The organism is Mesorhizobium liriopis (assembly GCF_024053505.1).
Lineage (GTDB): Bacteria > Pseudomonadota > Alphaproteobacteria > Rhizobiales > Rhizobiaceae > Mesorhizobium_B > Mesorhizobium_B liriopis.
The window spans coordinates 345,396-367,638 of record NZ_JAMXQS010000001.1 but is presented as its reverse complement, the minus strand read 5'-3'; the positions used below and the strand labels follow the sequence as shown (position 1 = coordinate 367,638).

Here is a 22,243-nt window from a genome sequence, read left to right as displayed (position 1 = left end):
CCGTTGCCGGCTGGGCTTTTGCAGTCTCTGGGTGCCTCAAACCCGGTCGCCCGGGCCGTGCACCTTGGAGGGCGCCACCTGGCCCGCGGAACGAAGCACGTTCAGCACGGCCGCGGCGAAGCCCAGAAGCAGGAAGACGATCAACCCCCAGGGCGTGGAGCCCGCATAGTAGTCGATCACCCAGCCGATCGCCGCGCCCACCGCGATGGCCGCGATGAACTCGCTGGACAGGCGCAGCGCATAGCCCATTCCGGACATGCCGCCAACCGCCTTTTCCCCAGATACGTCGGCTTTCTGCCGCCGTGCCGCCAGCTTGGCATCGAGCTCGCGCTTGCGGCGCTCCAGCTCGGCCTCGCTCAGCTGTGGCGTGGCGGAATTCCGGCCTTCCGGCTGCGATGGTGCAACCACTGCAACCCTCCCCTGGCAACCCGCGTCGCGCGAAAAACGGCAATTTTGCGCCCGCCCGTCGAGTTGGCGGCAACATAGAGGGGGGTGTCTTACGCGTCAAGCAGAAGAGGCGCGCGCCGAAGAGATCAATTCCCGCTTCTAAAACAGTGACTTACACTGAATTCTGAAGAATGCCGGGAATGTTTCCTCAGCTCCAGCCGCCGCCATAGGTGCGGTAGAAGATGTGGCGGCCGATCTGCTTCATCTTCTCCATGGAGCGGGCCCAGCCAGGGCTGACATATTCTGCGTAATAGTGGGTGGATGAGCCGACTTCGGGGATGAAGACCTTGCCGGCCGTCACGGCCAGCGCGACATCCTTGGCCTTGGCGAAGGCGGTCTGGTTGGTGATGCGGTCCTTGATGCCGTCGCAGGCAAATGAGAACTGACAGCGATTCTTCCAGTTCTGATTCTGGTAGACCACGCCGCAGATCGTCTTCGGATAGGACGGGTTACGCACGCGGTTGAGCACGACCTGCGCAACGGCCGCCTGCCCCCGCGTGTCTTCGCCGCGCGCTTCGAAATAGACCGCGTTGGCGAGGCAGAGCTGTTCGGGCTCGGAAAAGACTTCCGCTGGCAGTGCGGTGCCCATCCAGGCGTGGTCACCCTGCTCCAGCGGCGGCACGAAGCGGCCATTGTTGGGATCGGCCTCCTGAAGCAGGCTCTCGAAGGGCGAGGCCTTGGCATAATTCGGTTCGGCCGGGGCGTAGGCCGTTGCCAGAACGTCGGCCTTCTCGCTCGTCACGAGGCTTGCGAGAAAGGTCGGCACGGCCGGATCGGGCTCCGACTTGTCGCGACCAAACTGGAAGTTCGAGGCGATCTGGACTTCGCGGCCCTGAATGTCGGGCTTGGCGAAGGCCATCTTGAGTTCGGGGTCGATGCCCGGACGCAACAACTGGCTGGTGCGCTCGAAGATGGTACCGGCGTTGAACGATTTCGGCGGCGCAACGGGCGCCACTTTCATGATGCGGCCCTGCTTGGTGTCGCGCGAAACGCGCTCTTCATCCGGGATCGGGTTGCGCTTGCCCTTCTCCGACTTGAAGGCGACGGTGCCGAGGCCGTGGGCTTCGAGCCCTGCGCCGGAAAGCTGTTGCGCGGAAGCCTTGTCGGTGAACGGCATCTCGGCAGCGTGAACCGAGCCGGCCTGCGCCTTCTGCACGAAGTTCGACCAGCGCGCGGATGCGGCGTCGGTGCCCGAAATCAGGCTGCTCATATCCTGCAACGCGATGTTGGTCGGAAAGCCGACCCAGAACCCCAGGCCCACCACCAGCGGGGCAAGGGAACGTCCCTGAAAAAAGCCGATCACGGCGCCTGGCATCAAACGTCGCGTCAACGTTTCTCTCCTGCACGCAAACTCAACCCGTCTGCCTCCTGACAATGGTCCATTAACCTTGATGGGGCGTTAACGGGCCGGTCGTGGCACGAGTTTGACGGCTAAGTGGCAGGGAAGCGGCAGACTGGGCCGGCGGCGGCTTCTGACGGAAAGTTGAACCGGCGAGAGGGAACCGTCGCGGCGCCGACGCGAGCATCGCGCGCGGTCGGATGAAACTGCGGGCGCACATGATCCCGCCGTCCGGCAATCAACCAGACGGACAGATCATCCCATCAGGAGTTGGATATCGAAGACGACTGGGAAATTCAGTCAGCCTTCTTGCGCGCACGTCCCGCGAAGGGATTGTCCGAGCCGCGCAGCATCATGCGGATCGGCACGCCGGGCATGTCGAAGGCTTCGCGCAGATTGTTGGACAGATAGCGCAGATAAGCCTGCGGCATCGCATCGGGGCGCGAGGTGGACACGACGAAGCCCGGCGGCCGGGTCTTGGCCTGCGTCACATATTTGATCTTCAGGCGACGCCCGGCCACGGCCGGTGGCGGATGGTGGGCGATGATGCCTTCCAGCCAACGGTTGAGGCGGCCAGTGGACACGCGGCGGTTCCAGACCTTGTGGGTCGAGATCACCGACTCCATCAGAGCATCGAGCCCCCTGCCCGTTTCCGACGAAATCGGCACCGCGCGGATGCCGCGCACCTGCGGCAAAAGCCGGTCGGTCGCTTCGCGTAGATGGGCGAGCGTCGCCTGACGGTCTTCGATCAGGTCCCACTTGCTGAAGGCGATGACCGGCGCGCGGCCCTCGCGGATGATCAGGTCGGCGATCTGCAAGTCCTGCTTCTCGAAGGGAATGGTCGCATCGAGCACGACGACCACGACCTCGGCGAAGCGGATGGCGCGCAGGCCGTCGGCAACGGACAGCTTTTCAAGCTTTTCCTGCACGCGCGCCTTGCGGCGCATGCCAGCCGTGTCCCACAGCTTGATGCGGCGACCGCGCCATTCCCAGTCGACGGAGATCGAGTCTCGCGTGATGCCGGCTTCGGGACCGGTCAGCAGACGATCCTCGCCGATCAGCGCATTGATAAGTGTGGACTTGCCGGCATTCGGGCGGCCGACAATCGCGATGCGCATCGGCTTGGTGTCGTCGTAGGCTGGCTCTTCCGCGTCCGGGTCGGCGATGTCCTCGCCGATCAGAGGCGCCGAAAGGGCGGGCGTCTCGTCCTCATCCTCGTCGCCGAAGACACGCTCTTCGCCGAGTGCCTCGACCACGGCCTCGCGCAGGTCCGGCATGCCCTGGCCGTGCTCGGCGGAAATCGGCACGGGGTCGCCAAGGCCCAGTTCCCACGCTTCAAGATAGCCGGCGTCAGCCGCGCGGGATTCGCTCTTGTTGGCAATGAGCACGACCGGCTTGTTCGAGCGGCGCACCACATCGGCAAAGGCGCGATCGTCCGGCAGAACACCGGCGCGGGCATCGATCACGAAGAAGATGAGATCGGCCTCGCGCAGCGCGATCTCGGTCTGCGTGCGCATGCGGCCGGCCAGCGTTTCGGGGCCGGACTCCTCGAAGCCTGCCGTATCGATCACCTCGAAATGGATGTCGTAGAGCTTGGCGTCATGCAGGCGGCGGTCACGCGTCACGCCGGGCGTGTCGTCCACAAGCGCCAGCTTGCGCCCCGCAAGCCGGTTGAAAAGCGTGGACTTGCCGACATTGGGCCGGCCGACGATGGCAGCGCGAAAAGTCATCACTCTTAGCTAGCGCTGCCGGACGAGCGGATAAGGTCACCCATCATGGTTGCGCGCTGACGCGCGCCGTTCGGGGCCTGCTGGTCGTCCTTGATCTGATCGAAAAGCTTGAGTGCGTCGGCCGCACGGTTTTCCTTCCAGGCGGAAAGGCCCAACGCCTCGCGTGCCGAATGGCGAAAGGGATTGTCGTCCGTCGAAAGCGCTTCGGCACGCGACGCGACATCCGCATAAGAGCCGTGATCGACAAGCAGAAGAGCGGCACGCAGGCGGGCAGCGTCCTGAAGCACCTGCGGCACGGCGGTGTCGGCGGCAACCGCATCGAAAGCCGCCACGGCACCCGCGAAATCCGCCTTCTGCGCAAGCACGGTGGCCGAGCGCAAACGGGCCAGCACGGGATAATTACCGTAGCCGTCTTCCTCGAGCGCCTTGAAGGCCGCCAGCGCCTCGTCGGGCTTGTTCGTGTTGGCGAGCGTCAGGGCCTGCGAGAAGCGGTCGCCGGACGCATTGGCGCGCTGGTTCGCGAAGTGCTCATAGGCGACCCAGGCCGCGGTGCCGAGCACGACGAGGACGGCCAGCGCGATGGCCACGGGGCCAAAACGCGTCCAGAGCGCCTTGGCGCGCTCCTGGCGGATCTCCTCGTTCACTTCGCGAATGAAAGTATCGTTGCTCATGCCTTTGGGCGCGACACGCGCCCATCCCTGTTCGGAAATCTCTCGCCCGCGCCTATGCGGTAATTTTACCGCAAGGGGAAGAGGCGGCAGGGTTTTTGGGCCTGCCGCCTCATGCCGTCTCTACGAAGCCGGCTGCTCCTGTGGCGGAACGCCAGCGTCTTCGCGCGCAAGGTAGCGCTGGTCGATCTCGGGAAGTTCCTCGCCCGTGATCGCGGCCTCGAACGCGCGCAGACGTTTATGGACCGACAACAGCTCCACGATGGTCGACCACGAGTTCACGAGGAACTGGAACGAGCTCGTCACCTGGCTGAAGGCCATCGAAACCTGGTTCATCAGGCCGAGGCTGATGCGCCCGGCGACGATGGAGGGGCCGAGGATCAGGAGCGAGAAAATGCCGTTCGCCTGGAGGTAGGTGTAGCGGACGATGTTGAAATAGACGTAGTGGAAGTAGAGCCGGAAGTAGTTGTGCCGGACATTGTCGAAGAGCTCGCGCACGGTGGCGGGCTGGGCGCGGTCGGCATGGTCCTCGCCATAAACGAGTTCCTTGCGGTAGGCGGCTTCCACCCGCTGGTTGCGGAATTGCAGGCCCGGCAGCTTGATGCCGGCGAGAATGAGCGACACCGTTCCAAGCGCGCACCAGAAGAGGGCCGCGACAACGAGTGGCTGGCCGATGGCACCGACGATCGGCAGTTCGGTGATGTGCTGCTGAAGCGCGATCAGGACGGGCAGGAACGCGATCAGGGTCATGATCGAATCGACGAAGCTTGAGCCCAGACCTTCCATGATCTGCGAGAAGCGCATCGTGTCTTCCTGCACGCGCTGGGACGCACCTTCGATGTGGCGCAGCTTGGGCCAGTGGCTCATGTAGTAATCGTTCATCGCGTTGCGCCAGCGGAAGATCCAGTGGCTGACGATGAAGGCGTTGATGACGGCGACATTCATGCCGAGCAGAGCGAGCCACGCGAATGAACTGGCGCGGTCGTAGAACTCCTCGACCGTCGAAGTCTGCGTCTTCGACATCACGCCCTGGATGTAGTCCCAGAAGGGACCATACCAGTTGTTGACGGCGACGCTCACCTGAACGTTGAAGTAGATGAGAAACAGGATGAGCGCGGCAACGAGGATCGACCAATCCTGCCACGGATGCGGACAATAAAGGCGCCAGAACGCGTAGAAGAAGAAAACGCCCAGCCAAAAATAGATGTAGAACCAGAGAAACGGCTTGGACCAGAACACCGTGATGCCGATGGTCGGCGGCGCACTGGGATCCGCGGGCGGCAACCCGATCAGGGCGCCCGCCTGCTCACCGCCGAAGAACCAGAGAAGCACGAGCACGAGGCTCCACGCCGCTGCCGAAGAGAAGAACAGCTTCGGCTGGGGAAAGAAGGATACGAACAAAGGCGGGCAATCCCTAAACGGAAAACGGTGTCGATCGCATCAAGGCACGCTTCGGCGCAGATTTGAACCTGATAACCGCGCGGAATTCGCCAAGGCACTCGAATCATGGCGGATTTCGGAAGCGAGGTGCGCCATCACGCGAGTGTGCGGTAGAGCGCGGCGACCGTCTCCACCACATCCTTTTCGCGATAGCCGTCGAGCACGCGAGCGCGTGCGTTGGTCCCCATCGCGGCGACGCGCACAGGGTCGCGTGCCAGTGCCACGAGCTTTTCGGCGAGCGCCTCCGCATTGTCGGGTGGCACGACGAAGCCATCCACTTCATCGCGGACGAACGAGCGGCAGCCGGGCACGTCGGTGGTGAGAACGGCGCGGCCGCAGGCGGCGGCCTCGAGAATGCTGCGCGGCAGGCCCTCGCCGCCGCGCGAGGGCAGGCAGGCGATATGATGCACGGCCCAGACCTCGCGCACATCGCTCGTCCGCCCATGCCATGTGATGCCGTCACGCTTCGACCAATCTTCCAAGGTCGCGCGCGGCACAGATTGCGGGTTGGACGGATCGGGCAGGCCGTAGAGTGACAGCTCGACCGCAGCGCCTGCTGCTCGCGCCAGCCGAACGGCTTCCACTGCGAGGTCCACCCCCTTCGACCACAGCATCCGCGCGACCACCGCGACGCGCAAAGGCGGCGTGGGCGGAAGCGGAACGGGCTGAAAATAATCGGGATCGACGCCCGCGCCGCCGACGACCCAGACATCCGGCTCGCTCTGATCGAGGCCGAAGCTGCGCGGGTCGTCCTCGTTCTCGAAGAGGTAGCGCGTGGTGCGTGTCCGGAAGAGATGCCGGATAGCGAAGCGCAAGACACGCGCGCTGAGCTTTGCGCGCCGGCTGGCATGGGCGCTGAGAAACCCGCCACCGGTGACGGCGAAGACACGGCGCGAGACGCCAGCCAGCATGGCTGCCACGCCGCCGTTGAGAATGCCACGCAGCGCGATGCAGTGAACGGCGGATACACGCTCGCGCCGCAGGATGCGCGCGAGGCGCCAGAAGGTCGCGGCTGCCTTGAAGGGATCGAGGCTGCGCCGCTCGGCTTCGAGCGGCACGACGCGTGCGCCCATTGCCTCGATTGCGCCGCGATGTTCACGCACGCGGGCGATCACCAGCGGCTCGAATCCCGCCTCGGTGGCTGCCCGGATCATGGGCAGGAAATGCGACACGAAGAACCAGTCTTCGGTGACGACGAAAGCGAGCCTCGGGGGTGGGAACTGTGGCAAAGGGAACGGATCGATTGAGGAACAGGCGTCCTTATCGGCGCAGCGGTGCCGCCTGTCGAGGGAAGAGCGTTTGACCACGATCGTCACCGGAGCAAACGGTTTCATCGGCGGCGCGATCGTGCGCCATCTGGTTGCGCGCGGGGAGCCGGTGCGGCTCCTGGTGCGCAAGCCGCCGACTGGCGCGCTTGCCGCGATGGACTGGCGCCCCCTTCCCCGCTTCGACGCACGCGAGCCAGAGTTCCGCCACGCATTCGAGGGCGCGCGGGCCGTGATTCATTGTGCGGCGCTCAACAATGACGAGGGCGCCGATCCCGAAACCTTCATGCAGGTCAATGGCGAGCTGACGGGACGGCTGGCGCGTGCCGCGGCAAATCTTCCCCATTGCCGCTTCGTCTTTCTTTCCTCTCTCCGTGCGGCGGCCGACGCCGGCTGGAGCGGCAGGTTCACGACCGGCATGGCTCCCTCCCCGACCGGCCTCTACGGGCAATCAAAGCTCGCCGGAGAGAAGGCCGTGACCAAAGCTTTCGCTGGAACGGGGCGCGGCACCAGCCTGCGGCTTCCCTCGGTTTATGGTCCCGGCATGGGCGGGATGCTGGCTAAGCTCGCGCATCTGGCTGACTCGCGCTGGCCGCTGCCATTACGGGGAATGCCCGGGCACCGGCCGCTGATCGGGCTCTTTGGCGTGACGAGTGCGCTCGATGCTCTGCTGGAAGCGCCGAGACTGGAACCGCTCTACCTGGCCGCCGACCGTGCACCATCATCGTTCGCCGCAATCGTCAGCGCCTTGCGGAACGGTTACCGGCGACGCCCGAACCTTCTGCCGTTCCCTTGGGCCGTGGTTTCGGCGTTTCGCCCCAACGCGGCCATTTTCGCCGCGCAAAGCGCCGATGTCGGCGCACTCGAGGGATTGGAATGGCAGGCCGAACCGGATTCCGTGAGAGGACTCACCGAGACGGCCAAGCAGATAAGCCAAGCATCTCCTGAAGTCCGTTAGGCCGTGGCTTCGATCACTTCCGGTTTAACTTTCCCCGCTACAGTAAAGCCAAGCCGACATCTCGTGTTACCGGCCAGCCAAAGGATCCGTTCGATTTGAAGCGCCTGTTCGATTTGGTCGTGTCGAGTGTGGCGCTCGTCATCCTGTCACCGGTTCTGTTGGTTCTCGTTTGGCTGGTTCGTCGAGACTCGGACGGGCCCGGGATTTTCCGCCAAACGCGTATCGGCCGCGAGGGACGGCCCTTCACCTGCTTCAAGCTGCGCACCATGCGGCAGGGGACACCCAATCGGCCGACGCACGAAACCAGCGCCGACACGGTCACGCGGCTGGGCGCCAGCCTGCGCCGTTTCAAGCTCGACGAGCTGCCGCAGCTCTGGAACGTCGCCAAGGGTGAAATGAGCTTCGTCGGCCCACGCCCCTGTCTGCCCAGCCAGAACGAGGTGATCGAGGAGCGTCGCCGACGCGGCGTTCTGGCCCTGCGCCCTGGCATTACGGGTCTTGCACAGATCAACGGGGTGGACATGCGCACGCCCCTCCGGCTCGCGGAAACCGATGCGGACTATGCGCGGACGCGCACGTTCTTCGGCGATCTCCGCATCATCATCAAGACGGTGCTCGGCCGTGGACAGGGCGACCATGTCAAGGTTTGAGCGCTTCGCCACGCGGAGCTTCCTGTTCGGCGATAGCGGCATCTTTCCGGCCCTGCCCGCTTCACCCTTCGCGCGAAACACGGCGATCGGCGTGCTGCTGATGGGCCTGCTGCCACTGGCGGGCGGCAGCGCCATCACAGCGCTGCTCGCCGTCTTCTTCTTCTGGGGCATCGTCAGCCTCAGCCTCAAGCGTTTTCCGCTCGCCTTCGAACCGACGGACTGGATCGTGGTGGCGAGCTTCACGGCGTTCTGGACGCTTATGGTCGTTACCGGGCTCCTGGGCGAGAGGTCTTCGAAGATGTGGCCGATCGCGGGACAGATGCTGCCGTTTCTCGCGGTCTGGACCCAGCTCCCTCGCTTTCGCGCGGGCCGCGAGCCTGTCGATTATCTCGATTTCACCATTGCGGCCGCAGGGTTCGGTGCCATCGCCGGCGCTGGCGTCGGGCTCTACCAGACATGGCTCGGCGAACGGCCCGAGGCGCTGGCGGGAAACCCGGCCGTTTATGCCATTTTGGGTCTTGCGATGGGTGGCATCGCTGCGCTCAATATCAGCTCGCCTGTCGCGCCGCGTCGCTGGCTTGCGGTGGCGGGGCTTGCTGGTGGGCTGCTTTGCGTGGTGCTCTCGCTGACGCGCGGGGTATGGCTCGCGTCGCTGCCGATCCTCGCTTTGCTTCTCATCTATGCGCCGCGTCGCTGGGTTCCGCCGCTTCGGCGCCTGCCGGCTCTGGCAGCGCTGGTGATCGTTCTGGCAGCCGCGGCAGTACTCGTCACGCCGGCCGTTCTGGCGCTGTTCAAATCGACCGTCACCGCTTTCGCCGACCTTCAGCATGGCGACTATACATCGAGCCCCGGCCAGCGGGTGCGCATGTATCTGGCCGCAGCCGACGCATTCCAGACCTCACCCATCTGGGGCCACGGCATCCAGAATCGTATGGCCGTGGTGATCGCGCACTATCCGCCGAACTCCGAGAAGGTGATCTTTTATTCCCACCTTCATAACGGCTTCTTCTCGGCGGCTATCGATGGCGGTGTGCTCGGGCTGACCGCGCTTGTCGCCATGCTCGCATCGCCGATCATCGCGGTGACGCGCGGTCCTCGCGATTTCGGCTATCGCAAGCGGCTGTTCGCCGCCCTGGTGCTTGTCGGAACCTACGTGCTTTGCGGACTGACCCAGATCATGTTCAAGCACGACATTCTGGATGCCTTCTTCATCTTTACCACGGTAGTGATCGTCGCTTCCGTGCCGCGGGGAAAATCGGCGCCGATCAGTTGATCGTGTCGGACGACAGCGCATCCTCGTCGTCTTCCACCACCGACGAAGGCTTTGCTTCGTATTCCGGCACGATATGCGACAGAAGTTCGATGCCGCGCGCCGCATCCTCGCGGGCGACGGTCGCCTCCATCTCGTTCAAGGTGCGGTGGAGAAGAGCCTTGTCGATCACGCGCGGCGCGGCGATGACGAAGCCTTCCTGCGTGCGGCCGGACTGGATTTCCGTGGGGTCGAACAGCTCCTCATAGAGCTTTTCGCCGGGACGCAAGCCGGTGAAGACGATGTCGATATCGACCCGTGGCCGAAAGCCGGCCAGCTCGATCATGCGTTCGGCCAGATCGACGATCGACACCGGCTTACCCATGTCGAGCACCATGATGCGCCCCCGTGTTTCCGGGTTCTTAAGCCCTTGCGCCGAGGCGTGGAGCACCAGGCGGACGGCTTCGGGGATGGTCATGAAGAAACGCACGATCTTCGGGTGCGTCACCGTCACCGGGCCGCCGGCCGCGATCTGTTCCTGGAAGCGCGGCACCACGGAGCCGGCGGAGCTCAGGACGTTGCCGAAGCGCACGGTCTTGAAGCGGGTGCTGGTGGAGGTGACGTCCAGCGCCTGGCAATAGGCTTCGGCCGCGCGCTTGGTCGCGCCCATGATGTTCGCCGGGTTCACCGCCTTGTCGGTCGAGATCATCACGAAGGTCGCCACACCGTGTTCGAGCGCGGCGTCGGCCACGTTGCGGGTGCCAAGCACGTTGGTTTTCAGGCCTTCGAGCGGGTTGGCCTCCATCAAGGGCACATGCTTGAGGGCCGCCGCGTGGAAGACGATCTCCGGCTTCACGCTCGCCATCAGCGCGTTGATGCGGTTGCGGTCGCGCACATCGGCGACCTGCGTGTTGAGCTTCAGCTTGGGCGCGAACTGGCGCAGTTCGTTGTCGAGCCGATAGATGTTGTATTCGGAGTTGTCGATGACGATCAGTTCGGCCGGGTCGATGGCGACGATCTGCCGGCAGAGTTCCGAACCGATCGAACCGCCTGCGCCCGTGACAAGCACCACGCGTCCCTGGATGAGGGCAGCGACGCTGTCCATGTCGGTCTTTACTTCCGCACGGCCGAGCAGATCGCCGATCTCGATGGGGCGCGGCTCGAGAAGGGTCGCGCTGGTCACCGACGAGGTTTCGGCGATCAGTGGGATGCGCGAGACCTTCAGCCCTGCGCGCGTGCCGGCCTCGAACGTGTCGCGCAGCCATTGGCGGCCCGAGGACTGGTCGGCGATCACCAGTTCCTTCACATCGGTGCCGCGAAAGCGCAGCTGGGCGAGAATGGTTTCAAGCTCGCTGACGCGGCCGAGCACGCGCACGCCCTGGATGGTGCTGGCACGGTGGCTGTCGCCGTCGTCGAGGATACCCACCACGCGGACCGGCGCGCGGCTGACGCGCTGCGAGGAGCGGATGAAGGCTTCCGCCGCATCCGTCATGCCGCAGATGATCACCGAACGGTCGGACTGCAGCGGGCGGCGGAAGCGCCAGAGCCCCCGCACGGAGCTGCCATCCGTCATCATGCGGTAAGTGAGCCGGGCGGCCGCCATGCCGGATAGCATGAAGATGATGGTGAGCGGCGGCACGCTGCGCGGGATATTGTCGCCGCGCGAAACCAAAAATGCGCCCACCGTATAAATCAGCACCGAAAGCAGCGAGGCCTTGATCAAGGTCTTCAGTTCGGGGATCGACACGTGGCGCCACGAGCCGCGCGGCACGGCGAAGGAATAGAAGCAGACCACACAGATCAGACCGAAGGCTGTCGCCTTCTGATCGACTGCCGGCACGCGCCACGGATAGCCATAGGCAAGGGTAAAGGCAGCAAGGAACGCCGCGACGGATATCGCAACGTCATAGGCGAGAATGCCCGCGCGTGCGATTGACGCCGTTTTCAGGCGCGGAAGCTTGGCCAAATCGATTTCTCCGCCTTAGCCGGCTTCGGATTGTCACCTGGCTGCATCAAGGACGCTCTCGGCCCCTTCCACCTGCATCAGGGTGCAAGTATCGGCTTTGACTACAACCAACAAATGTTGGGAGCAAGACTTGCTGGCCTAACCCTCGTAGCCACCTCATCTTTTATGCTGCATGTGAGCCAACGGTCACACTGTATGTGCGGGGTTAGCGGCGCTCACTGGACGCTTTCCGGTCGCAGTCCATATTCTTTTGCCCGTGGAAGTTCGAGGTCGGTTCTTGCTCCGTTTTTCTGCTCGCCACCGAGCTTGGACCGCATGACGAGAGAGCGCCGGCTGGCGCCTTATCTGTTTCTCGCGCCCTCCATCGTTTTGGGCACGGTCTTCTTCGTGGTGCCCCTGCTCGTTTCCTTGGCCCTGAGTTTCGCCGTGTGGGACTCACTGAAAGCACCGCGCTTCGTGGGCATCGCGAATTACCGCTACCTGCTGACCCGCGATCCGCTGTTCTACGAAAGCCTCTGGAACACCGCGCGCTTCGTGGGTGCCACGATCATCATCGGCGTGCCGCTTGCCTTGGCGCTCGCCGTCGCGTTTCGGCGCAGCCGCTGGAAACCGCTTTGGCGCTCGGCCTTCTGGCTGCCGATGGTGACCAATATCGTAGCCGTCGCCTATGTGTGGCAGTTCCTGCTCGCCGACCCCTATGGGCTGGTGAACCGAACGCTTTCGGCCATCGGCATTGCAGGCCCCGCATGGCTGGCCGATCCCGCCTGGGCGATGTCGGCGATCATTCTCGTCTTCATCTGGTTTCATCTCGGCCAGGACATGATGCTGATCTCGGCCGGACTCGACGCGGTAGATGAAGAGGTCGAGGAAGCGGCATCCCTCGATGGAGCGAACCGATGGGAGGTTTTGTGGCACATCACGCTGCCGCTGATCCGGCCGACCATGCTGCTCGTCCTGATGACCAATCTGGTGAAGGGCATCGGCTATTTCGCTCTGATGCTGGTGCTGACCGATGGCGGGCCGGCCAACAGCACCAATGTCGCGGCCTTGCATGTCTATCGCCTCGCCTTCGAAAATCTGCGGCTCGGCATGGCATCGGCCGCGGCCTATCTCCTGTTGGCGGTGGTGATGGCGGTTCTGCTCGTGCAGTTTCGCGTGATGCGGCGCGGAGGGTTGGACGCTTGGCGTTGAAACAGTCCCGCCGATCCGCACTGAAATATGGGCTCTTGGCGCTCGGTGCGCTGGTGATGCTGGTGCCGTTCGTCGATCTCACGCTCGGCGCGCTGCGCAGCCCGACGGAGCGGCTCGCGCGGCCACCGGTCTACTTCCCGGCCGTCCCGCAATGGCAGAACTTCGTCACGGTGTTCGAGGCCTATCCGCTCGCGCGCTGGATCCTCAACAGCGTGGTGGTGACGGTTCTGATTACCGCGGCCCAACTGGCGACGAGCGCCATGGCGGGCTATGCGCTGGCGAAGTACGAGTTCAGGGGTCGCGCGTTGATGCTGCGCTTCGTGGTGGGCGCGCAGCTTTTTCCGTTCTTCCTGCTCGTGATCCCGCTTTTCTTTATCCTGCGCTACTGGCCGCTGGCGGGTGGCAACGATTTCCTTGGTCAAGGCGGGCGCGGGCTTCTCGGTACCTATTGGGCGCTGGTGCTGCCCTTCACGATCTCATGGTACGGCATCTTCCTGATGCGGCAATTCGCGGTCTCGATCCCCGACGAAATGCTCGATGCCGCGCGCATGGATGGGGCCGGCGAGTTCCGCATCTTCCGCTCCATAGCGCTGCCGCTGCTCAGGCCCGCACTGACCGTTCTCGGCGTGTTCGTCTTCGTTTATCACTGGAACGAGGTGGTCTGGACGCTCACCGTCACACGCTCATCACCGGAGTTGCAGACCGCACCCATCGGCATCCACCTGATCCGCGGCGTGTTCGACAACGAACAGGAGCAGAGCCTGCAGCAGGCGGCGATCCTGCTTACCATCCTGCCGGTCGCAGTGCTGTTCCTGTCGCTCCAGCGGCTTTACGCGCGAAGCCTGGGCGGCGGGCTGACGGGGCAGTAGTTATTCGGCGGGCATGTCCGCCGTGGCGCGCAGGATCAGTTCGCGCTCGTGATGCTTCGCAAAGATGAAGCCGGCGACGAGGATGATGATCGCAACGCCGAGCAGAACCAGAGCGGCCGAGCCCGCGAAATGCTTGACCTGCTCGCCCAGCAGATAAGCACCGCCACCCAGCAGCGTCGCCCATGTCAGTCCACCCAGCGCGTTCATGAGCAGGAAATGCGGCCAGGGCATGCGGTTGATGCCGGCCAGGACGGCAGCAAGCGCACGCAACAGTGCGATGAACCGGCCGAAGAACACGACCTTCCCCCCATGGTGGCGGAACAGATATTGTCCGACCTTCAGGCGTTCCGGCGTGAGCCCGATGGCGGAGCCGTGCTTCTCCACAAGCCTCAGCCCTGCCGTGCGCCCGACCAGATAGCCGAGATTGTCGCCGATGATCGCGGCGGACGCGGCAACCAGGATGATGGCAAGGATAGCGATGTTCTGTGTCGAGCTGGCATAGAGCGAAGTCGCCACGAGCGCGGTTTCGCCGGGCAGCGGCAGGCCCGCACTTTCGAGCATGACGATGCCGAACAGCACCCAGAGCCCATAGGTCTGGAGCAGGTTGTGCAGAAGCTCGGGCGAAATGAAGTGCGGCACGGTGGCTTCGTCTCGGCGAGAAGGATGTCTTTTCTGTGCCTCGACAAGCTGACCCGCGCGGCTTCAGCGAAGAGGTGCTTCAGTTCTGTCCGTCTGGCAAGCAGCTTCCTCGTCGCAATGCCGTGATCAGCTATTCATGCTTCAGCGCATAGGCGACGTGATGCGCCTCGGGCTCGCGATAGAGCGGATAAAGCGCCCCCACCGCGCGGTCCACGGCGGCGGTGTCGAGCAGAGGCTGGCGACCGCCGAGACGATCGAGCGCTTCAGGGGTCAGGCGGACGGGGCGCAGCGTTTCAGTTTCGGCGCCGAACCGGATCAGTGGGCTGTCGCGTTCGATCAGCTTGCGCGTGTTGCGCTCGCCGATGCGATGATAGCTCATCGTTTCCACCTCGAGCCCCGGTACGATGGCGCGGGCAACGCCGATGCCGGAACCCTCCGGCGCACAATCGAGCGCGAGCACATCGAAACCTGCCGCTTCCAGCCGATCGCGGGCGAAGCGGCCACGCTCGCGCGTGTTGGAGAAGTCGGCCTCGGGAAGCTCGGCGAACCGTTTGGTGGCGCGGCGCGAGAAGACTGTCGGTTCGAGCTCGCTTCGGAGTTCGGCAGGCGTCATCTGCGCCCAGGCGACCATCGCATCAAGCGCGCGGTTTTCGCCGCCTTCGAGGCTGGGCATCGCGGCCTTGAGCCAGGCTTCGATGAACCCGGTCGGCGCAACCTTCTCGGCCTCGCCGTTCGCGCCATGCGCGTAAGCCTTGCGCACGCGCGCGGAGCAGAATTCGAGCAGGGCCTTGCGAAGCGCAACATTCCGGTCGGGATCGCAGGCCTCGCCGCAGGCAGACAGCATGATCGGCGACGCGGGCCCGAAACCATCGCGGTCGTAGCCGACGACGTAGAGGTTCGCGAGACCGAACTCGTCGGTGGCAAATTTCGGCAGGACTTCGATGCCGACCCGGTCGAGATGGTCGAGCAGATTTCGCGTTTCGGGGGCGAGCTCGTCCGGTTCGAAGTCGAGCACGCAGCCCTGATCGAGCGCGCGGAAAAGCAGCCCGTTGCCGTCGCGCTGGAGCAGTTCGAGAATGCCATGGCCCACCGCCCAATCGAAATCGGGCCCGGCGCCGAAGCCGTTGGTGATGAGCGTGGTGAAGGTCTGATACCCGTCAGGTAGTTCGAACACATCGTTGCCGGCGATATCGACGGGAACCAGAACCGGCTCGCCAGTGCGCAGACGCGTGGTCGTGGTCCAGGCGAGCGGCGTGTCGCGGGAAACGGGGCTGCCGGCCGGCAGGCAGAGCGTCAAAGGATCGGCCACGCCCTTTGCGCCGCGCTCGTGCCTGAGGTCGTTGTAGGACCCGAAATGGAGCGGTTCTTTCAGCGCGCGGATCGTGGGGAGAATGGACTCGGCCAATTCGCCGAACGCACCGATCAGGGCCTGGTCGTCATCGAGACCATAGCCATAGCCGGACGGCATGTTGCCGGGCATCGACTGATCTTGGAGGAAGAGCGAGACTTTCCAGGCGACGACGCCGGAGCGGTCCAGCGATGAAAGCGGGAAGGCGACAAGATCGCCGGGAGGCAGTGCCGCCATATAGGCTCGGACGGCGTCTGGAAGGGCTGACGGCAGGCCGCGATGGAGCATGGAACCTGATGGGGTGAGAGGCAGGACGAGCGGAAATAGGGCGAGAGTTGTGGGATTCCACATCGGATGGCTGATGGTCCGAGTGTTTGTGAAAGAGCTGCCCGTTGCTCGACGTCACCCGCAATCAAGTTTGGAGGCTCAACCTCACCCATCCAGCCCCAGAAAACTCACATCGCACGGCACGGTTCTCGTTTCTCCATCCGCCGTCCGGATTCGCACCGTCCCCTCACCCGGCTCGATCGCCTCGACCTGCCATGTCCATGGCAGAACGCCGATCACATGCCGCATCTCGACCATGCCGGTGGGGTCGAGCTCGATGCCGGTGGGCACGCCGGCGGTGTCGAGCGGGTGCGGGTCGGAAAGGGCAGAGCTGCCCAGAAGCGCGCGGTTGAGGCCTTCTTCCACGCCGAGCACACCGTGATGCCGGCTGTTCCAGGGGGCGTAGTCGCGACCGCCATTCGAGAACCAGAGCATGGTCATCGGGATCTGCCTCGGATTACGCAGGCTCAGGAACAGATCACCCTCCTGCTCGCGCCAGACGGAAGACCAGCCGAGCCTCGAGCCTTCCGCCTCGATGCCGACCGCGAAGTCCTCGTGCCGCTCGCTGAAGGGATAGCGCGTCAGGTCGGCCTCGCGGCCATCGGCCAAGGGGAAGCGCGACGGGTCGTCGCTCTGCGCCGGATAGCGCAGATGCGAGCGGCCGCGTGCGGGATCGGGTTCAAGCCCGGTTGCCGGCGTTTCCCACCAGCGCTTGGGCGAAAACCGCAGATGACCGCCATTGGGAAGCGCAACCATCGCGTGGTTGGCAGCCGCCAATGTCCCCTCGCCGCCCTCGAAGACGTGGCGCTGATAGACGAAGGGATGGTCGTCCTCGAGGCGGATCATCTTGGTGAGTTCGGCCCCCCTCACCCGGCGCACGAGCTTGAACATGGCAAATGTCTTGCCGTCCACGCGCTTGGTGCCGAGCAGGTCCCATTCGCTGTTGGCGGACCAGCCATGGGCAGGCGCGTTGTCTGCGGATGCATCGCCGAAGGGCGCGCAGAAGAAGTCGCCGGCCAGTTGCGCGAGATGCGGCGCGGCATCCTTTGGCAGCGCATTGGCCTCGTTGCGCCAGGGCGCCTTGTGCAGCGGCGCCACCGTGCGACCGTCACGCGAAACCTTGACCTCCTCGATCATGCCGAGGCGCGGGTTGACTGTAACCGCGATGCCCCTGGCTTCGAGGGTCACCATTTCCTGACGCATCGCACTCACTCCACTGCTGCCGGTCTCAAGGCGCATAGCGCCCGAATCGTGTTTGCAACGTGGCGCTTGGCGACGCTCCATGGAACGATCAGCTTTGGCTACTGGCAAATACTGACGGAAAATTCGCATAAGGACTTGCGAGTCTGGTTTTAACCGTCAAAGACTTCCGTCCAGGGAGATGCAGGGAAACGTGGCAAGGAGGCCGCGATTCGCGATGCACGGCCCGCCGCATGGGCTACGAAGCCTCGTGCGGCCAGCAACCGGGAGGAACACCATGAAGAATTGGATGAAGGCCGGGCTTGCAGCCTTGGCCGGTGCGTTGCTCGCAACCGCGGCACATGCGCAGGACAAAACTTACACGATCGCGCTCAGCAATGGCTGGGTGGGCTCCGAATGGCGCACGCAGATGATCCAGGAGGCGGAAGCCGCCGCCAAGGCCTGGGCCGACAAGGGCGTCACCGTCAATGTGGTGGTGCAGAGCAAGAACGTGGATGTGAACGGCCAGATCGCCGACATTCGCAACTTCATCGGCCAGGGCGTCAATGCGATCATCATCAACCCCAACAGCCCCACCGCCTTCAACCCGACCTTCGCCCAGGCCAAGGCCGCCGGCATTCCGGTCTTCGCGGTGGATGGTGAGGTAACGTCCAAGGACGCGATCTTCGTCGGCATCGACCAGAAGCAGTTCGCGTCGCTCTCCACCCAGTGGCTGGTCGATACGCTTGGCGGCAAAGGCGAGATCGTGGCCATCAACGGCATCGCCGGCCACCCTGCCAACCAGGCTCGCGTCGAGGGCTTCAAGAGCGTCGTCGAGAAGTATCCCGATATCAAGGTCGTCAACGAAGCCAATGCCGACTGGGACAATGCCAAGTCGCAGCAGGTGACGCAGACGCTGCTGGCCACCTATCCGAACCTCGCCGGCATCTGGACGCAGGACGGCCAGGCCGACGGCGTGTGGAAGGCACTTTCCGCCGCCAACAAGACCAACCTGCCCACCACCGGCGACCTGCGCAAGAGCTTCGTCAAGCAGTGGGTAGACGGCAAGTGGAACGCAGCCGTGTCCGCCAACCCGCCCGGCGTGATGGCGACGGCGCTCAACGTGGCCGTGCTCATGCTCGAAGGCAACAAGCTGAAGGACGGCGTCCTGAAAGGCCCGAACGGCAACTCGCTCTATGTCGACACCTATCTCGTGAGCAACGCCAATCTGGAAAAGGCGGTGAAGGACCTGGAGCCCAAGCCCGACACGGACGTGATTTCCTTCACGGTGTCGCCGGACGAGCTGAAGACGCTGTTCTTCCAGTAAATCCTGCTCAAACGTAAGGACCGCGCCTTGGCAGCTGTTCTCGAAGCCAGCGATGTGGCCAAGCGCTATGGCGCGGTCGTCGCGCTCGAACGGGGGGAACTCCGGCTCGAGCGCGGCGAAGTTCATGTGATCCTGGGCAGCAATGGCTGCGGCAAGAGCACGCTTTGCAAGATCATCGCGGGCGCCGTGCCGGCGGATGGTGGATCGGTGGTGCTCGAAGGCCGATCCGTCGCCTTCAGGACGCCGCTCGAAGCGCAGGCAGCGGGCATCGCCACCGTTTATCAGGAAACCGGCCTGGTCCCGACGCTGAGCGTCGTCGACAATATCTTTCTCGGCCAGGAGCCGGGAAAGGCAGGCGGGCGCATCGACCGCAAGGCGCGTTACGCCCGCTTCGAGATGCTGATCGGACGGCTCGGGAAGCTTGCCGCGCATCTCGATCCGGACACGCTGGTCGGCGATCTGTCGATCGATCAGCAGCAGATCGTGGAAATCATCAAGGCGCTGTCGCGCGAGCCGAAGATCATCATCTTCGACGAGTCCACCTCTTCGCTCGACCGCGCGCAGGTGGCCGACTTTTTCGCCCTCGTGCGCGCGTTGAAGCACCAGGGCACGTCGATGATCTTCATCTCGCACCGCATGGAGGAGATATTCGCCATCGGCGACACTGTCACCATCATGCGCAACGGGCGCTTCATCGACCGTCGCCCGGTGAGCGAGACCAGCCGCGACGAGCTGGTGAACCTGATGGTGGGCTCGGCGCTCCAGCAGATGATCGAAGCGCGGCAAAGCCATCGCCAGCCGGGAAAACCGGTGCTGTCCGTGGCACGCCTTTCTGGCGGCAAGGCCCAAGGCATCAGCCTCGAATTGCGCGAAGGCGAAATTCTCGGGCTCGGCGGACTTCACGGCCAGGGCCAGTCGGACACGCTGCTGGCGCTTTATGGGGGCATCACGCGGCGCGGCGGCGAGATCGTGATCGCCGGAAAGCAGCTCGGTGGCTCGACACCGGCGGCCGCGCTCAAGCAAGGGCTAGTCTATGTCTCGGGCGATCGTGGCCGCGCGGGCGCCTTGCGTGGACGGCCCATCATCGAGAACCTGATCGTCGGCATCCTGTCGAAAAGCAGCAAGCCGATAGCTGAACGCGGCAAGCTGCGCGCGCAGGTCCGGCCCGTGATCGACCAGCTCAAGCTGAAATTCGGGCGGCTGTCGGATGCCATCGAAACACTGTCAGGCGGCAACCAGCAGAAGGTCGTGGTGGGACGTGGCCTCGCAACGGGTCCGACCGTGCTTCTTCTGGACGACCCGACCAAGGGCATCGACGTGCGCGCCAAGCAGGATCTGTTCGCGCTGATCGACGAGCTTTGCGCGGGCGGCATGGCGGTGATCCTTTACTCGTCCGAGGACATGGAACTGATCGACCACGCCGACAGGGTTCTCGTCTTCAATACCGGGCATGTGGTGGCCGAGATTTCCCGCGAGGATCTAAGTGAGTTCGCGCTCAACGAAGCTTCGCTCAAAACCGCGCCAGCGCACGCCGAGCAGCAGCCCGCTCATGTCTGACGCCGTTCTCGACATCCCCTCGCGCAACCGGACGCGCCGCAGCCGCTCCTTCTGGCGCAAGCCATGGCTGCTCTCGGCCGTGCTTCTGGTCGTCTTCATCGGCATCAATATCCTGATCCAGCCGCGTTTCTTCTCGGCTTATGCGCTCGGCAACATCATCACCACGATGCTGCCCTGGATGCTGATCGCGGTGGGGCAGACCTATGTGATCTTCGGCGGCTCGATCGATCTCTCGCTCGGCGCCATCGTCAGCCTCGTCAATGTGGTCGTCGTGGTGCTGATCACAGCACTCGGCGGCGGGCCCGGCGCGATGGTGCTCGGCATGGTGGCCGGTCTTCTGCTCGGCACGCTGTGCGGCGCGCTCAACGGCTTTCTGATCAGCGCCTTTCGCCTGCAGGCCATCGTGACGACCTTCGCCACCTCGATCATCTATGGCGGTGCAGCCCTCGTTGTGCTGCCACAGGCGGGTGGCAGCCTGCCGACGGAATATTTCACCGTCTATTCGGAAGGCTTCTTCGGGCTGACGCTACCGATCTACCTGCTGGTCGCGCTGATCCTGGTGGCTGCCTTCGTCGCCACCACGCGTTATCAGAAGCATCTGTTGGCGACGGGCGGCAACCGGCAGGCGGCGTTTCAGACGGGCTTGCCGGTGCGCCGGATCGTGATGGGTGCGCATGCCATTGCGGGCTTCATGTCGGCGGTCGCCGCGCTCTGCATTCTGGGCGTCGCAGGCGCCGGCGACCCGCTGATGGGTCAGGCCTTCACGCTCGGTTCGGTGAGTGCCGTGGTGCTTGGCGGCACAGCCCTTGCCGGCGGCTGGGGCAGCGTCACGGGCTCCATCATCGGCGCGGCCATTCTGGCGCTCATCAACAACATCATCTTCTTTTCCGGCATCGACTACATCTATCAGGCGATTGTGCAGGGCGGCATCATTCTCGCAGCCCTTGCCGCCGGCGTGTTCGCTTCGAGGCGGCAGAAATGAGCGACGTCACCGGCAATCATCGCGAAGGCGCATTCCAGCGCGCTTTTGCGTTCGCCGCCGGCACGCCGGCCATCGCCACCCTGTTCGGCTGTGTGGTTCTGCTCGTCGCGGGCCAGTCCATCGCACCGGGCTTCGCTTCGCTGGGTCAGATCGCGGGCCAGCTGAACGTGGCGGCGATCCTGGCGCTCGTCGCGGCGGGACAAGGCATCGTGATCCTGTCGGGACGCGAAGGCATCGACCTTTCCGTCGGTGCGACCATGACGCTGGCAGCCCTTCTGGCTGGCAACACCATGAACGGCCAGGATGGCGGCATCGCCCCTGCCCTGCTCGCGGCACTCGCAGCGGGCGGGTTCGTCGGCCTGCTCAATGGGCTCGGCATTACCGTGTTGCGCATCCCGCCGCTGGTGATGACGCTCGGCATGGCGGGTGTCATCACGGGCCTTTTGATCGTGGTGACGCAGGGCCAGTCATCCGGTTCGACCGCGCCGAGCTGGGCCGCCTTCGTGACGCGGCCTTTTTTGTTCGGCCTTCCCGGCGTGCTCTTCCTGTGGCTCCTGATCATCGTGCTGATCGAGGCGGGGCTGCGCTACACGCGCTTCGGCATCAACCTTTATGCGGTCGGCTCGAACGACTTCGCGGCGCGGCTGGCCGGCATCTCGGTCGGCTGGACGCGCATTCTGGCTTATGTCGCCTGTGGGGCATTCGCCGGCCTCGCAGGCGCGGTGCTGCTCGGCTATACGGGCAACATCTTCCTGGGGTCGGGCGAGCAATATATCCTGCCGGGCGTGATCGCCGTGGTGCTGGGCGGCACATCGCTTGCTGGCGGCAAGGGCAACTATGTCGGCACGGCGGCGGGCGCGTTCTTTCTGACGCTGCTCACCTCGTTTCTGACGATTCTCAGCGTCGCGCCAGCACAGCGGCAGATCATTTTCGGGGTCATCCTGATCGGCTTCATGCTGCTTTACGGACGCGAGAAGGCAACGCGGTAAGCCACAAGCTCGCGGATTTGCTGTGTAATGGCGGCGCTTGAGGGCGCCGATCGAACTCTCGCGATTGCATCCGAGCCCTGCTCGGGCGTAAGTCGAAGGAGAACAAAAGAGCGACATCGGCCG

19 protein-coding genes are annotated in these 22,243 nt (G+C 64.2%); 9 read left to right on the top strand and 10 right to left on the bottom strand.

The features are described 5' to 3' along the window. Window positions 1-36: 36 nt before the first annotated feature. From NGM99_RS01690 to NGM99_RS01665, 6 genes are all read right to left on the bottom strand, one after another. The gene (locus NGM99_RS01690; RefSeq protein WP_252815310.1) at window positions 37-408 is read right to left on the bottom strand and encodes an AtpZ/AtpI family protein; all 372 of its coding nucleotides are present in this window, start codon (window positions 406-408) and stop codon (window positions 37-39) included. 187 nt (window positions 409-595) lie between these two features. After that, window positions 596-1,777 carry a cell wall hydrolase gene (locus NGM99_RS01685; RefSeq protein ID WP_435371363.1) on the bottom strand — a complete coding sequence of 394 codons (1,182 nt, stop codon included), beginning with the start codon at window positions 1,775-1,777 and terminating at the stop codon, window positions 596-598. A gap of 305 nt (window positions 1,778-2,082) precedes the next feature. Then, window positions 2,083-3,516 carry a ribosome biogenesis GTPase Der gene (der, locus tag NGM99_RS01680; protein WP_252815309.1) on the bottom strand — a complete coding sequence of 478 codons (1,434 nt, stop codon included), beginning with the start codon at window positions 3,514-3,516 and terminating at the stop codon, window positions 2,083-2,085. A 5-nt stretch (window positions 3,517-3,521) separates the two neighbouring features. Then, window positions 3,522-4,187, bottom strand: coding sequence for a tetratricopeptide repeat protein (locus tag NGM99_RS01675; RefSeq protein WP_252815307.1), 666 nt, complete (start codon window positions 4,185-4,187; stop codon window positions 3,522-3,524). 120 nt (window positions 4,188-4,307) lie between these two features. Beyond that, window positions 4,308-5,585 carry a peptide antibiotic transporter SbmA gene (gene sbmA / locus NGM99_RS01670; RefSeq protein WP_252815306.1) on the bottom strand — a complete coding sequence of 426 codons (1,278 nt, stop codon included), beginning with the start codon at window positions 5,583-5,585 and terminating at the stop codon, window positions 4,308-4,310. Between the two features lie 134 nt (window positions 5,586-5,719). Next, window positions 5,720-6,958, bottom strand: a complete 1,239-nt coding sequence (locus NGM99_RS01665) for a glycosyltransferase family 4 protein (RefSeq protein ID WP_289852290.1) — start codon at window positions 6,956-6,958, stop codon at window positions 5,720-5,722. On the opposite strand from NGM99_RS01665, the gene NGM99_RS01660 reads away from it, so the two are divergent. The 3 genes from NGM99_RS01660 (at window position 6,924) to NGM99_RS01650 (ending at window position 9,770) form a co-directional block, all read left to right on the top strand. After that, window positions 6,924-7,847 carry an NAD-dependent epimerase/dehydratase family protein gene (locus NGM99_RS01660; RefSeq protein WP_252815305.1) on the top strand — a complete coding sequence of 308 codons (924 nt, stop codon included), beginning with the start codon at window positions 6,924-6,926 and terminating at the stop codon, window positions 7,845-7,847. The genes NGM99_RS01665 and NGM99_RS01660 overlap by 35 nt on opposite strands. Before the next feature lie 95 nt (window positions 7,848-7,942). Continuing rightward, on the top strand, window positions 7,943-8,497 hold the full coding sequence (locus NGM99_RS01655; RefSeq protein ID WP_252815304.1) for a sugar transferase: 555 nt from the start codon (window positions 7,943-7,945) through the stop codon (window positions 8,495-8,497). Further along, window positions 8,484-9,770: an O-antigen ligase family protein gene (locus NGM99_RS01650; protein WP_252815303.1), complete on the top strand. Its 1,287-nt coding sequence runs from the start codon at window positions 8,484-8,486 to the stop codon at window positions 9,768-9,770. The genes NGM99_RS01655 and NGM99_RS01650 overlap by 14 nt, the downstream gene beginning before the upstream one ends. Here the strand turns inward: NGM99_RS01650 and NGM99_RS01645 are convergent. Next, complete coding sequence (locus tag NGM99_RS01645) at window positions 9,763-11,712, bottom strand: polysaccharide biosynthesis protein (protein WP_252815302.1); 1,950 nt, start codon at window positions 11,710-11,712, stop codon at window positions 9,763-9,765. The two genes, NGM99_RS01650 and NGM99_RS01645, sit on opposite strands and share 8 nt — an antisense overlap. 315 nt (window positions 11,713-12,027) lie before the next feature. Here NGM99_RS01645 and NGM99_RS01640 point away from each other — a divergent pair, with 315 nt between their 5' ends. Together NGM99_RS01640 and NGM99_RS01635 are read left to right on the top strand one after the other, a co-directional pair. Beyond that, entirely contained in the window at window positions 12,028-12,903 is an 876-nt protein-coding gene (locus tag NGM99_RS01640; protein ID WP_252815301.1) for a carbohydrate ABC transporter permease, read from the top strand. Beyond that, window positions 12,900-13,772, top strand: a complete 873-nt coding sequence (locus NGM99_RS01635) for a carbohydrate ABC transporter permease (RefSeq protein WP_252815300.1) — start codon at window positions 12,900-12,902, stop codon at window positions 13,770-13,772. The genes NGM99_RS01640 and NGM99_RS01635 overlap by 4 nt, the downstream gene beginning before the upstream one ends. Here NGM99_RS01635 and NGM99_RS01630 read toward each other — a convergent pair whose 3' ends face one another. From NGM99_RS01630 to NGM99_RS01620, 3 genes are all read right to left on the bottom strand, one after another. Next, window positions 13,773-14,411 carry a DedA family protein gene (locus NGM99_RS01630; RefSeq protein WP_252815299.1) on the bottom strand — a complete coding sequence of 213 codons (639 nt, stop codon included), beginning with the start codon at window positions 14,409-14,411 and terminating at the stop codon, window positions 13,773-13,775. A 130-nt stretch (window positions 14,412-14,541) separates the two neighbouring features. Continuing rightward, the gene (locus NGM99_RS01625; protein ID WP_252815298.1) at window positions 14,542-16,110 is read right to left on the bottom strand and encodes a YcaO-like family protein; all 1,569 of its coding nucleotides are present in this window, start codon (window positions 16,108-16,110) and stop codon (window positions 14,542-14,544) included. Between the two features lie 81 nt (window positions 16,111-16,191). After that, window positions 16,192-17,289, bottom strand: a complete 1,098-nt coding sequence (locus tag NGM99_RS01620; RefSeq protein WP_252815297.1) for a hypothetical protein — start codon at window positions 17,287-17,289, stop codon at window positions 16,192-16,194. 274 nt (window positions 17,290-17,563) lie between these two features. Here NGM99_RS01620 and NGM99_RS01615 point away from each other — a divergent pair, with 274 nt between their 5' ends. Genes NGM99_RS01615 through NGM99_RS01600 form a run of 4 tightly spaced genes read left to right on the top strand, consistent with a single transcriptional unit; the run spans window position 17,564 to window position 22,120 of the window. Continuing rightward, entirely contained in the window at window positions 17,564-18,592 is a 1,029-nt protein-coding gene (locus tag NGM99_RS01615; RefSeq protein WP_252815296.1) for a substrate-binding domain-containing protein, read from the top strand. A gap of 27 nt (window positions 18,593-18,619) precedes the next feature. Then, window positions 18,620-20,149, top strand: a complete 1,530-nt coding sequence (locus tag NGM99_RS01610; protein WP_252815295.1) for a sugar ABC transporter ATP-binding protein — start codon at window positions 18,620-18,622, stop codon at window positions 20,147-20,149. Further along, window positions 20,142-21,131: an ABC transporter permease gene (locus NGM99_RS01605; RefSeq protein ID WP_252815294.1), complete on the top strand. Its 990-nt coding sequence runs from the start codon at window positions 20,142-20,144 to the stop codon at window positions 21,129-21,131. The genes NGM99_RS01610 and NGM99_RS01605 overlap by 8 nt, the downstream gene beginning before the upstream one ends. Next, the gene (locus NGM99_RS01600) at window positions 21,128-22,120 is read left to right on the top strand and encodes an ABC transporter permease (RefSeq protein WP_252815293.1); all 993 of its coding nucleotides are present in this window, start codon (window positions 21,128-21,130) and stop codon (window positions 22,118-22,120) included. Before NGM99_RS01605 ends, NGM99_RS01600 begins: the two co-directional genes overlap by 4 nt. Window positions 22,121-22,243 lie beyond the last annotated feature (123 nt).

Excerpts from the sequence above, each read along its gene's own strand:
- NGM99_RS01650 (WP_252815303.1), top strand. The coding sequence starts at position 8,484 with ATGTCAAGGTTTGAGCGCTTCGCCACGCGGAGCTTCCTGTTCGGCGAT.
- NGM99_RS01665 (WP_289852290.1), bottom strand. The coding sequence starts at position 6,958 with ATGAAACCGTTTGCTCCGGTGACGATCGTGGTCAAACGCTCTTCCCTC.
- NGM99_RS01625 (WP_252815298.1), bottom strand. The coding sequence starts at position 16,110 with ATGTGGAATCCCACAACTCTCGCCCTATTTCCGCTCGTCCTGCCTCTC.
- der (WP_252815309.1), bottom strand. The coding sequence starts at position 3,516 with ATGACTTTTCGCGCTGCCATCGTCGGCCGGCCCAATGTCGGCAAGTCC.
- NGM99_RS01600 (WP_252815293.1), top strand. The coding sequence starts at position 21,128 with ATGAGCGACGTCACCGGCAATCATCGCGAAGGCGCATTCCAGCGCGCT.
- NGM99_RS01615 (WP_252815296.1), top strand. The coding sequence starts at position 17,564 with ATGAAGAATTGGATGAAGGCCGGGCTTGCAGCCTTGGCCGGTGCGTTG.
- NGM99_RS01640 (WP_252815301.1), top strand. The coding sequence starts at position 12,028 with ATGACGAGAGAGCGCCGGCTGGCGCCTTATCTGTTTCTCGCGCCCTCC.
- NGM99_RS01620 (WP_252815297.1), bottom strand. The coding sequence starts at position 17,289 with ATGCGTCAGGAAATGGTGACCCTCGAAGCCAGGGGCATCGCGGTTACA.
- NGM99_RS01675 (WP_252815307.1), bottom strand. The coding sequence starts at position 4,187 with ATGAGCAACGATACTTTCATTCGCGAAGTGAACGAGGAGATCCGCCAG.
- NGM99_RS01605 (WP_252815294.1), top strand. The coding sequence starts at position 20,142 with ATGTCTGACGCCGTTCTCGACATCCCCTCGCGCAACCGGACGCGCCGC.